8 protein-coding genes are annotated in these 12787 nt (G+C 62.9%); 3 read left to right on the top strand and 5 right to left on the bottom strand.

What is annotated here, in order from left to right; translation table 11 throughout:
• The first annotated feature begins 96 nt into the window (after positions 1-96).
• Complete coding sequence (locus AC3IR3_RS06910) at positions 97-5292, top strand: RHS repeat domain-containing protein (protein ID WP_489196203.1); 5196 nt, start codon at positions 97-99, stop codon at positions 5290-5292.
• Between the two features lie 36 nt (positions 5293-5328).
• Here AC3IR3_RS06910 and AC3IR3_RS06915 read toward each other — a convergent pair whose 3' ends face one another.
• Positions 5329-6234 carry a hydroxymethylglutaryl-CoA lyase gene (locus AC3IR3_RS06915; RefSeq protein WP_489196204.1) on the bottom strand — a complete coding sequence of 302 codons (906 nt, stop codon included), beginning with the start codon at positions 6232-6234 and terminating at the stop codon, positions 5329-5331.
• Positions 6235-6245: 11 nt separating this feature from the next.
• On the bottom strand, positions 6246-8240 hold the full coding sequence (locus tag AC3IR3_RS06920) for an acetyl/propionyl/methylcrotonyl-CoA carboxylase subunit alpha (protein ID WP_489196205.1): 1995 nt from the start codon (positions 8238-8240) through the stop codon (positions 6246-6248).
• A gap of 303 nt (positions 8241-8543) precedes the next feature.
• On the opposite strand from AC3IR3_RS06920, the gene AC3IR3_RS06925 reads away from it, so the two are divergent.
• The gene (locus AC3IR3_RS06925; protein WP_489196206.1) at positions 8544-9026 is read left to right on the top strand and encodes an FKBP-type peptidyl-prolyl cis-trans isomerase; all 483 of its coding nucleotides are present in this window, start codon (positions 8544-8546) and stop codon (positions 9024-9026) included.
• Positions 9027-9194: 168 nt separating this feature from the next.
• Here the strand turns inward: AC3IR3_RS06925 and AC3IR3_RS06930 are convergent, their stop codons facing one another.
• On the bottom strand, positions 9195-10265 hold the full coding sequence (locus AC3IR3_RS06930) for a phospholipase A (protein ID WP_489196207.1): 1071 nt from the start codon (positions 10263-10265) through the stop codon (positions 9195-9197).
• Between the two features lie 127 nt (positions 10266-10392).
• A complete protein-coding gene (locus AC3IR3_RS06935) occupies positions 10393-10845 on the bottom strand; it encodes an EF-hand domain-containing protein (RefSeq protein WP_489196208.1) in 453 nt (150 codons plus the stop codon).
• A gap of 215 nt (positions 10846-11060) precedes the next feature.
• Between AC3IR3_RS06935 and AC3IR3_RS06940 the strand changes: the two genes are divergently transcribed.
• Positions 11061-12242, top strand: coding sequence for a winged helix-turn-helix domain-containing protein (locus AC3IR3_RS06940; RefSeq protein ID WP_489196209.1), 1182 nt, complete (start codon positions 11061-11063; stop codon positions 12240-12242).
• On the opposite strand, the gene AC3IR3_RS06945 is transcribed toward AC3IR3_RS06940, so the two are convergent.
• A complete protein-coding gene (locus AC3IR3_RS06945; RefSeq protein ID WP_489196210.1) occupies positions 12239-12724 on the bottom strand; it encodes a hypothetical protein in 486 nt (161 codons plus the stop codon). The genes AC3IR3_RS06940 and AC3IR3_RS06945 overlap by 4 nt on opposite strands.
• Positions 12725-12787: the final 63 nt, after the last annotated feature.

Raw genomic sequence — 12787 nt, forward strand, 5'->3', positions numbered from 1 at the left:
CAACTGAAGTGATATTCCCACGTGTGCTTTGCGGATCGATGCTGATGCCAGTGAGTCGCGCCGTTGTGGCGGTCGACATGGTTCACGGGAATCCCCATGCGCAAGCAAGCCGCGGTGCCCAAGCCCGCCCGAGTCCCCAAGCCGGCCAAAGCGCGCCCGTCTGGCGGGGGAAGCAAACGCAAGACGATCCTGGCGGGCGACACCGGCGGCATCCACTCGAACGCCTTCAATTTCCTGAGTTGCGTTACGACCGGGGTGGACCCCCGTACGGGGATGTATTCGTGCTCGATCAGCCTGCCGGGCGTGGCGGCCAATGACCTGTGCGGGCCGACGGTGGGTTTGGGTCTGAGCTTCAGCGCGCTGAACCCGGCGAACGCGGGATTCGGTCGTGGCTGGTCGCTGTCGACGACGCGCTACGACGGCCGGCGGCAGGTGTTGCAGCTTTCGACCGGCGAGTCGTTCAAGGCGGACAGGCTGGTCGCCGGGACGATGACCTTCAAGGACCGCAAGCTGCGTTCGTTCGATATGGTCCAGGAGGCCGGCGGTTACCGGGTGACCCACAAATCGGGCCTGTCGGAGTTTCTGAAAACCGATCCGGGCAGCGACGGCGTGGCGGTGTTGCGTGAGATCCGTTCGCCGGAAGGCTACGTGGTGACGTTGCAGCAGCAATCGACAAACGGCATCACCCGCCTGGTGAGTATGTCGGACCGGTCCGGGGTATTGCTCGCCGTGGCCTATCAAACCGGCCGGGCCACGGTGACCCTGCACCCGGACACGCCGCAGGCCAGCGTTTTCACCCTGCACCAGACCAACGATCGGCTGGTGACGCTGGCGTTGCCGGAGGGGACCGGCGAGGGCTGGGCGTTCGGTTACGAGTCGACCGCCACGGGATTGCTGCTGCTGAAGACGACGACCGTGCCGACCGGTGGGCGGGAAGAGGCGATCTATAAGCTGGCCGGGCATCAACTGCCCGGCGGGGCGGAGCGGCCGCTGACGCACATGCCGGTGGTCGATACGTTCCGGCGCTACCCCGGCCACGGCCAGCCGACGATGGTGACCCGGTATACCTATTCGGCCCGTAATTTCTTTGGCTACGGGGCGCTGGACGACTGGATGGACGATGAGGACAACCTCTATCGGATCGTCGCCGTGGCGGGAGCCCCTTACCTCTACAGCTCGACCGAAACGGCGATGGACGGCATCGACGCGGTGAAAACCATCGAGCGGACCTTCAACCGGTTTCATCTGCTGACCCGCGAGGTCACCACGCAGGATGGGTGCATCAGCGAGACAGTGACCGAGTACGACGAGAACCCCTCGTGGCCGTTCGATCGGCAGCCGCCGTGGTGTCAGTTGCCAGTTATGGTGACTACCACTCTTTCAAGGAACGGCGCGGAAGGCGAACTCAATGAAGTGGAAACGCGCACGTATGATGTCGACGGCAATGTACTTACCCACATGGATGCACGGGGCGCCGAGGAACGCCGTTCCTATTATCCAGTCGAAGGAGTCGAAGGTTTCTGTCCAGCCGACCCTCTTGGATTCGTGCGTTTCCTGAAGGAAAAACGCATCTCATCTCCGCCGGGCACCGAAGGCGCGGTTCGCGTGGTCCGGTATCGTTATGAACTTCTTCCATCGCTATTGCCTGGCGGACTCAATCACGTGGTGTCGTCATTCGAGGCGACTTACGAAGAAGGTGTCGACGGTGCGCTGAACCTGCTGGGCGATGTGGCTTATGCGTTCATCGACGACGGAGGCGACCATCATGGTCGACCGCTCGGCATCATGTCCACAATGAACGGCGTGAGCAGCATGGTCGCATTTGCTTATACGCTGCCAGTGGATGGAAAGCGCGCGAATCGGCAAGGACGATTCAGGCATGGGCCGTCCACGATGCAGGTCGATGCCGCTGGCATCGTTCACCCCTCGCTGGTGATTGCAAAAACAACGCTGAGCAGTAACGGCGACGAGGCAATCGGGATCACGTCGTTCTCCGCGAACTCGCTGATTAGCGGATTGCGCGTGATGGACGAGGGCCGTAACGGTGTGATCATGCGTTACGCGAACGATCGGCTCGGGCGAGTGACGGCAGAGACGGCCGCGGCCGACAGTGAGTTCGCGGTCACCACCCGAACCGGGTACTTTCTTTCGCACAAGCAAAGCTGGCAGGAAACGACGGGCGTCACGGGTCAACGGACGCGTACGGAGCTCGACGGCTTTGGTCGCGAGATCCGTCGGGTGGCGGTCGACTGGATGGGCGACGGCCTCGAGCATGAGATATGGCGCACGACCTATGACATTCATGGACGTACGTCTGTGCAAACGACGACCGATGTCGACATCCCGCTTGCGGTTCATGGGCTAATCGTGACGAAGGCAGCTGCGCTCTCCCTCACGACAAACTATCGCTACGACGGCTGGGGCAATCTCACTGAGGAAGTGCGGCCCGACGGGGTCACCCTCCATCATCTGCCAGACCCCATCCATCGGGCAAACGAAACCTGGGAGGCGACGACCGGACAAGGTCCGGGTCAACGCAGCGACGCTACCCGGACCGTCATAAGCGTCACCGGCAAGCCGCTCACCATCGAGCAACTCGATAGCTCAGGATCAGTCCGAAGTGTCCATAGTTACGTCTACGACGGATTCGACCGGTGCGTTGTCGAAACCTATTCGGCAATTGGTATCGACGAGAGGACGACCCGTCACCGTTACGACGCATACGATCGACTGATTGAGTCGACCTTGCCGGATGGCGCGGTGGTTTCGCGTAATTATCCTGAGTACACCAACGATGCGCTGGTTATCGGAATCGCGGTCCGCCACGAGTCGCTCGGTACGGCGGATGTTCAGTTGGGTGAGCAGGCGTTCGATGGGATGGGTCGGCGTCGCCTGTTCCGCGCGGGCGGCCGGATCACGACGTATCGATACAACAGTCCGCTATCGCGCGAAGCGGATTACATCGATTTGCCGTCTGGCCAGAGGCTTGCCTGCCACTACGAGAAACATCTCGCCGATGGTTTGATTCGGTTGGACAGTGTCGATGATAGGGTCGTGTTCGAACGCGATAGTGTCCACGGCCGGGTGATCCTTGCCAGCAATGAACTGGGTAGTGTGGAAACTGCCTATTACCCGTCGGGGCGGGTACGGACGGAAACCTCCACGCTCGCTGGAGTCTCTCGGGAAGCGAGCTATGCATATTCGTTGCTTGGAAAGATGGCTACCAGTGCGGGGGTAGATGGAGAATCGCGGATATTCGGCTACGACTTGCTGGGCAGGTTGACCCTTGTCGATGGCGATGCGCTGAAGGTGGTCTTCGCCTACGATGCGTTTTCCCGCGTAGAGCGTGTCGTCAGCGAAACGCGGGGCGGCGCGCGAACGATGGATGTTGCACTTCGATACGACGGTACTGGCCGCGAAATCGATCGCACCATCACGATTCGTATCGGGAAGCGGACCTGGGTGCGTGGGGTAAGCCAGGAATACACTGCGGATGACCAGCTTTCCAGGCGTAAGTTCGCCAGCGAGGAAGGCGCGCACGAGGAGAGCTATACCTATGATGTGCGCGGTCGCATGGAGACCTATACGTGCAGCGGCGATGGCGGTCCGGAAGACGACTCGGGGAAAGCCGTCCGCCAGCAGATATTCGTGTTCGATGCGCTCGGCAATGTCCGTCGTATGACGACGCGCTACGCGGATCCCGACGAGCTCGAAGAAACAAGCCAGTTCACCTATGACGAGGCGGACCCGACCCAACTTGTCGAATGGTTGCGACAGCGACAGGGGCAGCCGGATCGACGCATCGCGCTAGCCTATGACTCCTCTGGAAACCTCATGTATGACGAGACCGGCCGTAAACTCGAGTACGACGCCATGGGGCGGTTTTGCGGCTGGACAAACGGTGATCGCGAATGCGCCTACCGATATGACCCGCTCGATCGCATAGGTGCGATAAGCGGCGCAGACGGCATACGTTATCGGTATTACGAGGCCGGAAAGCTTGCGCACGAGGCGGGTGAGGACGAATCGTCGTCGTTCCATGTCTTCGCCGGTCAGACATTGGCCGAAACGCGACTATCGAAGGCTATCGGCAAGGTGATTCTTCTGGGCGGCGACTCGCAGGGGTCGGTGACGTGCGAGGTATCTGACCACGTGACCACGGCGACCTATATGCCTTACGGGTACCGTTCCGGAGGCATCGAGGGAAGCGATGTTGCGTATGCGGGCGAAATAAAGGATCGCGTCACGGGCTGGTATCTGCCCGATAGCTATCGGGCATACAACCCCGTGTTGATGCGTTTTCATAGTCCGGACGCGGCGAGCCCGTTCGGCAAGGGCAATCTCAATGCATATCTCTATTGCGGAAGCGATCCGGCGAATAAATTGGATTCGACGGGCCAGAGTCTTTTTTCCTGGCTGCTCGCGGGTTTTATGGCGGTCGTGTCGGTTGGGTTGACTATCGCTTCGTGGGGTACCCTTTCACCGGCGCTATCCGCAGCCGGCTCATCGATCGCGGCCACGTTGTTTTCCGGAACAACAACGGCCGCCGCCGCTGCGACATCCGTAGCGACGACGGCGGCAACCACGGCCGCGACTACCGCCGCGGGCGCGGTGGTCGCGGCTGCGTCCGCGACCCAATGGGGGCAAGCGGTCGTGGGAGTCATCGGCATGGTTTCTCCGTTACTCGATATCGCAACCGCCGCTGCGGAAGATGCTGGCAATGAAGGCGCCACTAACGTTCTTGGAGCTATTTCGGGCGTGCTGGGCTTCGTGAGCGGTGCGGCCGAAGTAAAGGGATTGCTGAAGGTTTCGAAGAGCGGCCTGATGCACAGCAGGTGGTCCGAGATGGAACAGAGAGCCGTGCAGCGAGAGATCGTTCATCTATGGCAAGGCTTCAAGAACGCAGGGAGCGATGTGGCAGGAACATCGGGAGCGGTTAGCAAGGCCGTGGCAAGGTTCAAGAGAGGGAGCGCTGGCCTCGGCGAGGAAATAGAAATGCACCCGATGGCTCACGATGGCAGCGCAGCAGGGGCTAACGACGCGGTGACCGCCAAGAATGCGGCCGTGAGGTCGCCATCATCCCAGGCGAGCGCAGACGGAATGCATGGTAGCCAATCATCGCTTTCGTCGAATTACAGTACCGCGCGGAACACTCCGGATAATCGTTCGCCGGACCGTGTTTCGATGGACTCCGTTTTTTATACGCCGCCCACCAGTCCAGACCCTGGAGCTTTCCGTCTGTTGGCGAATACACAGAGCAGACACCTTCGACGAACCCGATCCATCGGGTGATCGACGGGTCCGCCCCTGCGCGAGTGGTGAGTGGCGCTATGACGACGAAGTCGTGCGCGCCCGCGTCACCCGGCTGGCCGTTTCCTTGCCAAGCTGCGCGGCAAGCCACGCACCCGTAGCCACGAGTGCGTCCAGATCGACGCCGGTGTGGATGCCCATGCCGCTCAGCATGTACGCCACGTCCTCGCTGGCCACATTTCCGGTAGCACCCTTCGCATAAGGGCAGCCGCCCGTGCCCGACACGGCGCTGTCGACGACGCGGACGCCTTCTTCGAGGCAGGACAGGATGTTCGCCAATGCCTGGCCGTAGGTATCGTGGAAATGCACGGCGAGTGCGGTCATGGGTACGTCGGCTGCAACGGCGCGCAGCATCGCGCGCGCCTTTACCGGCGTGCCGACGCCGATGGTGTCGCCAAGCGAGATTTCGTAGCAACCCAGTTCGTGCAGGCGGCGAGCGACGCGCACCACGTCCGCGACGGGTACCTCGCCTTGATAGGGACAGCCGAGTACCGTGGAAACATAGCCGCGAACTTTCACGCCATCGGCCTTCGCGCGCTCCAGTACGGGGAGGAAGCGTTCGATGGATTCGTCGATCGTGGCGTTGATGTTCGCCCGGTTGAACGCTTCGGAAGCGGCGGTGAACACGGCGACTTCGGTCGCGCCGACGTCGCGTGCGCGTTCGTAGCCGGTCAGGTTGGGCACGAGTACGGGATAGGAAACGCCGGGTAGTCTGCGAATGCCGCGAAATACGTCGGCGGCATCGGCGAGCTGCGGTACCCATTTCGGACTGACGAAGCTGGTGGCTTCGATGGTCGTCAGGCCAGTGGCCGACAGACGGTCGATCAGTTCGATCTTGGTCGATGTCGGCAGCAGGGTCTTTTCGTTCTGCAGGCCATCGCGCGCGCCTACTTCGACGATACGTACATGATTGGAATCGGTCATGGTTCTGTCCTTCAGGTCGCGTCGACGAAGCGTACGAGCACGCTGTCCGCGTCCACGAAATCGCCTTGCGCCGCCATGATGGACTCGATGGTGCCGGCACGCGGCGCCTTCAAGGCCAGTTCCATTTTCATCGCTTCCATGACCATCAGTTCCTGGCCTTCCTCGACGGCATCGCCGACGGCCGTTTTCACGAGCACGATACGGCCGGGCATCGGCGCGGTGACGTGTTTCGCGCCTTGTGCTTCCGTGCTGATCCAGGCGAAAGCGGGCGCCTGCTCGAATATCCAGCGTTGTGCGCTCGTGTCGTGCACGCGGATGCGGCCATGGCCGATCGACAGCGGCACGCGACGGGCATGCTCGTCGAAACGTGCGCTAAGCGTATCGCCCGAGAGGCGGGCACCCGAGACAGTGCACACCGCGTCGGCGTGCTGCAGTACGTAGTGGCCATCGTGTCCGTGCGCGTCGATTTCATGGCGAACGTTGCCTTCCATCAACGCCACGACGCGCTTGCCCGGATGACCCAGCCGCCATGCATCGGCGACGGCCCAGGGCGAGCTGGGATCGCCGTCCGGAGCCTTCTGGCGGGCCTCTTCAGTGAGGAGTGCCGCCGTCGCCGCGGCGAAGACCGTATCGGTGCACGCGGTCGTGCTACCAGTCAGGAACTGATCGAGGTGCCGGTCGAGGTAGCCGGTGTCGATGGTGCCTCCGACGATGGCCGGATGGCGCACCAGTCGTTCGAGAAAGGCGATATTGGATTTCGGTCCGACGATGTCGCTGGCGGCCAGTGCCTCGCTCAGGCGTTCGAGCGCGGCTTCGCGCGTGGCGTCGTGAACGATGAGTTTGGCGATCATCGGGTCGTAGAAAATCGTGACCGTGTCGCCTTCGACGACGCCGCCATCCAGACGCACGTGCGCCGAAGGACGAGGCAGGGTCAGGCGGCGCAGCTTGCCGGAGCCCGGCAGGAAGTTTTGTTCCGGATCTTCGGCGTAAAGCCGCACTTCGATGGCGTGGCCGTGCACGCGAACGTTGTCCTGCGCAAGCGGCAGCGGTTCGCCCGAAGCGATGCGCAGCTGCCATTCGACCAGATCCAGTCCGAGCGTTTCCTCCGTCACCGGATGTTCGACCTGAAGACGGGTATTCATCTCCATGAAGAAAAACTCGCCGTCCTGCGCGACGATGAATTCGACGGTGCCCGCGCCCACGTAGTTCACTGCTTTCGCGGCAGCGACCGCCGCCATGCCCATGCGCGCGCGGCGTTCGGTGTCGAGGAAGGGGGAGGGCGTTTCTTCCAGTACTTTCTGGTAACGCCGCTGCGCCGAGCATTCGCGCTCGTTCAGATGGATGACGTTGCCCTGCGTGTCGCCGAACACCTGGAATTCGATGTGACGCGGATGCTCGACATAGCGTTCGAGAATGACGCGTGTGTCGCCGAACGCATTGGCGGCTTCGCGCTGCGCGGAGGCCAGTGCCTCGGCGAAATCGCCGGCCGTGCGGACGATGCGCATGCCTTTGCCGCCACCGCCCGAGGCGGCCTTGATCATCAGCGGGAAACCGGTGCGGGCAGCCTCGTCGGCCAGCCGGGCCGGGTCCTGATCGGCGCCGTGGTAACCCGGCACCAACGGGACATCGTGGGTTTCCATCAACGCCTTGGCGGCGGCTTTGGAACCCATCGCATCGATGCTTTCCGGTCGCGGGCCGATGAAGACGATGCCGGCGTCGACGCAGGCGCGAGCAAACGCGGTGTTTTCCGACAGGAAGCCGTATCCCGGGTGGATGGCCTGGGCACCGGCCCGTTTCGCTACCTCGATAATCGCGTCGGCGCGCAGATAGGACTCGGCCGGGCGCGGGCCACCGATAGGCCAGGCCTCGTCGGCAAGACGGACGTGCTGGGCATCGGCGTCGGCGGTGGAATAGACCGCGACGGTGCGGATGCCGAGCCGCCGGCAGGTCCGGATCACGCGGCAGGCAATTTCGCCTCGGTTGGCGATCAAAATACAGTCGAACATGCTGGCCCGCAGTGTCGGTGACAAACCGCGAACGCTAACAGATTCGTCGATTTCGGCGGGTTGCGGCGCAGCAATGGAGCGGGGGGTGGGGGTGGGAAGTGGGGGCGCATTTCCGGCGAGCGCACGAGGGAGCTGGTATCGCCCGGCCGAGTTAGCGTCCGCTTAGCGCTTGTCGTTCCCTCAGGCGTTCGCCGGATCGACGCCCCCACTTCCCACCCCCAACCCCCGCTCTTCGCCATTTGCAGTCGAGCGAGACCTCCCCTAGCCTTACACCCCTGAATTTTTCCCATCAGCGAGATGTCCATGCAGATTGCAAACCGCCACGCCGTTTCCTTCCATTACACGCTGACCGACGATCAGGGCAACGTCATCGACAGCTCCGACGGTCGTGAGCCGCTGGCTTACATCCATGGCGAAGGCCATATCGTGCCGGGTCTGGAAAAGGCGCTGGAAGGCCGTTCGGAAGGCGACCAGTTCAAGGTCGACGTGATTCCTGAAGAGGGTTACGGCGTTCGTCATCCCGAACTGGTGCAGATCGTGCCGCGCGAGGCCTTCCAGGGCGTGGAAGATCTGCAGCCGGGCATGCAGTTCCAGGGTCGCAACGACCAGGGCAGCATCAACGTAACCATCGCCTCCATCGACGGCGACAACGTCACGGTCGACGGCAATCACCCGCTCGCGGGCCAGACGCTGCATTTCGCGGTGGAAATCGCGAACGTGCGCGAAGCGTCCGAAGAAGAACTTCAGCACGGTCACGTGCATGGCGAAGGTGGTCATCACCACTAAAGTCCTCGGAGCGGGGGATGGGGGTGGGAAGTGGGGGCGCACTTCCGGCGAACGCCTGAGGGAACGACAAGCGCCACGCAGACGCTATCTTCGCCGAACGATACCGGCCCCCTCGGGCGCTCGCCGGAAATGCGCCCCCACTTCCCACCCCCCATCCCCGCTCTTCACTCAATACCAATCGAGCAACGACACGCCCAGGCCCAGATATGTCGCCTTGTGGTTGTAGTCGATCATGCTCTCGCCATATCCGTTGAACACTTCCAGATAGCCGCGGAAGTTGTTCACTATCGGGAAGCTCCAGGTAAAGCGTAGCGAGCCGTGCGATTCGTCGCCGCCGCGGAAGGAGTGACGCGCGGCGAGGGCGAATTCGTTCGAACGCCATTCGCGCACGACCTGGATTTCTCCGCGGCCCATGTAGTTCGAGATGTCCGGGTTGTCGTCGGTTTTCCGGTCTTCCGGAATGCGCCACCACGGGCGCAGCATGACGGTCCAGCCTTCCCGTTCGAGGCCGATGTTGGCGATGACGCGGTTCCAGCTCCGGGAGAGCGGGTCGCCCCGTCCGTTGGACTGGTGGGTTACACCGATGCCCGCGAGCTTGCCGGTCCAGCCGAATATTTCGTAGTTCGTATTGAATATGAGCATCGCCTCGGGCTCATAGTTCGTTTCGCGGAACGGGCGCGAGAGATCCTTGTTGTAGACCTGCCAGCGGGACGACTGGGTGTAGCCGATCCACAGGTCGCCCGCATCGCCGAAGACGCCTTGCCAGACCTTGGTCTTCAGGCTCAGCTGGAACTTCATTTCGGCATTCTGAAGGCCCTGTGGCGTGTCGACCGTATGATTCGGCGAGGGACTGTGCGGCGTCTGGTTCTGGTCGCTGCTGACGAAATACGGCAGCACGTACGTGGGCCTGTAGCCGCGCAGATTCATCGTGCCGAGCTTGCTTTCCGGCGACAGTTCCCAGCGGCTGTCCAGCAACGAAAGCGGCTTCGCGACATTGCCGCTATCCCGCGTGGCCGCATCGACCACGGGCGAATTGCGCGCGGCGGCATCGTCTTTCCTGGCGGAGGTTTCCATCCGCGGACGCCCAACCGCCTTGTCGTAACACGCGAGGCGTTGCGCATCGGTCTCGATGGCGGAGCAGGCGCGTATGTCCATCGGGCTGGGATTCTGTGCCCACGCGCTCCCCATGTTCAGGCACGCCAAAGCGCCTACGGCCGTTGCCGTCGTCAATCGTTTCATCCGCTAAAGCTCCCTTGATGCCCGCTGGCAACTGGGAGTGTATCCGGCGAGAACGTGTGAAGTCCGTGCAGTACGCCAAAGCGGGAAACACGGGAGGCCGGCTGGCCTCCCGTGTGCGATCGCTTACTTATTTATGTTTCAGCCATGCCTCGTACTCGCTCTTCGATATCTTTCCATCGCGATTCTTGTCCGCGTACTGGAAGTCGTTGGCGAGTAGCGGATAGGCCGACGCCTGACTTTCGGAAATGGACTGTCCGCCGTTGGCGAGCGTGGCGAAGTCCGGTGCCGGGCCTGCTTTGGGCATCGGGTTTGGCGCGGTGTCGACCGTTACCTGGCCCTGCGGCGTCGACATGGTCGTGCTACGGGCACCGGCTTCCGGCGATGGCGGCATAGACGTCGCGGAGTCGCCAGGCGGCGGGGGCGGCGGGGGCGGTGGGGGCAGGGGAGGATTGGGTGGAGGTGCCTGACCCGGTGGCGGGGGCGGCGGCATGGGCTGCGCAGGCGGAACGTCCTGGGCGAACAAGGCGCCGGCGACGAGCAGCGATGTACCCGCAAGCATCACTCGAATCTGTTTGTTCATTTGGTTTAGCCTCCTTGAATGACCCTTTATGTCAACTGCCATAGCGTCCGATGCCATGGAATCATTGCCGACGCTAGCAAGCGTCGATTTAATGGGGGCCCAATCCGAATAGCGCCTGCACCGGCGCGTCACGGGTTTCAGACGGCGTCTCCACAGTGAATGTGATCCGGCTTTCGCAACGCTCGGCCCAGCTTGTCCACCTGGCGGCACAAGGCATGCTCAGGGATCCCTCGCGGAAGGCGCGTCCATCCGACATACCCGGTGCCATTGCGCGTATGGGCATGTTGCAGATCGACACGATCAATGTCGTCGCGCGTAGTCCTTATTTCGTGCTGTTTTCCCGCCTCGGCGCCTATCGGCCCGAGTGGCTGGAGGATGCGCTTGCGACGGGTCTGCTCGCCGAATGCTGGGCGCACGAAGCATGTTTCGTCGCCGCTGCGGATTACCGCTATCACCGCGACTTTCGCCAGAGTCGCGCCGGACACTGGGCCCATCGCAGCGCGTCGAAAACGTATGCCCAGGCCCGGGGTGACATGGACGCGCTGCTGCTGCGTGTCCGCGAGAACGGACCCATGCGCGCCAGCGACTTCGAACGCGACATGCCTGCAACGAAGGGCTGGTGGGGCTGGAAGCCCGAGAAGCGTTGGCTGGAAGCCTGGTTCGCCATGGGCGGGCTGATGGTGTCCCGGCGCGACCGGTTCCAGCGTGTCTACGATCTGGCCGAACGGGTGCTGGCGGGCTGGCCCGTTCCGCCGCCCACGAGCGTGCTGAGCGACGAAGCGATCCGCAGTCATTTCATCGGGGACAGCGTTCGTGCGCTGGGCGTAACCCGCGCTCGCTGGATAGCGGACTATTGTCGGTTGACGCCGCGTGTCACCGACGACGAGCTTGCACCGATGGTTGCGCGCGGCGAGCTACTTCAGGTCACGGTCGACGGGTGGGACGGTCCGGGCTACGCGCATCCGTCGCAGGTGGACTTGTTGGCCGATGGTGCCCGTTCCGCGTTGCGGGCCACGAAGACGGCACTGCTGTCGCCTTTCGATCCTGTCGTGTGGGATCGCGCCCGCGTGCTGGACCTGTTCGATTTCGAATACACGCTGGAGTGCTATACCCCGGAGCCGAAGCGGCGATTCGGCTACTTCGTGCTGCCGATCCTGCATCGCGGCCGCCTGGTCGGCCGGCTGGATGCCAAGGCCCATCGCCAGGAAGGGCGATTTCAGGTGAAGGGTATCTGGCTGGAAGACGGCGTTGTGCCGGACGATGCCCTGATGACCGGCCTTGTCCGGACGCTGCGCGCGTGTGCGGCGTGGCATGGCGCACCGCACGTCGTTGTCGACCGTAGCGAGCCCCGCGGTCTGGCCACGGGGCTCAATCGGATGCTGGCCAGGGAGGCCTAGCGGGTCGAGGCCGGAGCGGGGGCATCGGTGCAGGACTTTCCGTGCAGTGCCTGCTTCAGCTGGGAGGCCAGCGAGGTGCAACGGGCACTCAGCTGGTCGCGCATGTCCGGGTCCTGTGACTGGCGAAGCAGGCTGGTGCGCATATCTTCGTAACGGGTCTCGATATCCCCTGGCTTGTAAATGCCGGCGGCCAGGTGGCAGCTTTTGTAGCTGGCCAGATATTCGTCGCAGGCCGCGATGCCGGTGTTTTCCGGCAGGGGCGCGCTGTTGGCGGCGGCTTGCCTGGACGTGCGGGTCGTTGTCGAGGTCGTCTTCGTGCCGCCGGACGTTGTGTGGGTGGACGTCGCCGGTGCGGCGGGGACGACCGTTGTCGATGTCGTGGTGACCGTTTTCGTGGCGGGCGTGGTCTTGTGGTCGGCGCAGGCCGCCAGGACAAGGGCGCAGAAGGCCAGCGGGACGAGGCGTACGATCGGGTTGTTCATGGGGCTCCCCCTTCGTGGGTGGTGAATGGATACCGTGGCGCGGGCCACTCGAGGATACGGCGG

The organism is Luteibacter sp. GL_149 (genome assembly GCF_057834065.1).

Excerpts from the sequence above, each read along its gene's own strand:
- AC3IR3_RS06910 (WP_489196203.1), top strand. The coding sequence starts at position 97 with ATGCGCAAGCAAGCCGCGGTGCCCAAGCCCGCCCGAGTCCCCAAGCCG.
- AC3IR3_RS06915 (WP_489196204.1), bottom strand. The coding sequence starts at position 6,234 with ATGACCGATTCCAATCATGTACGTATCGTCGAAGTAGGCGCGCGCGAT.
- AC3IR3_RS06920 (WP_489196205.1), bottom strand. The coding sequence starts at position 8,240 with ATGTTCGACTGTATTTTGATCGCCAACCGAGGCGAAATTGCCTGCCGC.
- AC3IR3_RS06925 (WP_489196206.1), top strand. The coding sequence starts at position 8,544 with ATGCAGATTGCAAACCGCCACGCCGTTTCCTTCCATTACACGCTGACC.
- AC3IR3_RS06930 (WP_489196207.1), bottom strand. The coding sequence starts at position 10,265 with ATGAAACGATTGACGACGGCAACGGCCGTAGGCGCTTTGGCGTGCCTG.
- AC3IR3_RS06935 (WP_489196208.1), bottom strand. The coding sequence starts at position 10,845 with ATGAACAAACAGATTCGAGTGATGCTTGCGGGTACATCGCTGCTCGTC.
- AC3IR3_RS06940 (WP_489196209.1), top strand. The coding sequence starts at position 11,061 with ATGCTCAGGGATCCCTCGCGGAAGGCGCGTCCATCCGACATACCCGGT.
- AC3IR3_RS06945 (WP_489196210.1), bottom strand. The coding sequence starts at position 12,724 with ATGAACAACCCGATCGTACGCCTCGTCCCGCTGGCCTTCTGCGCCCTT.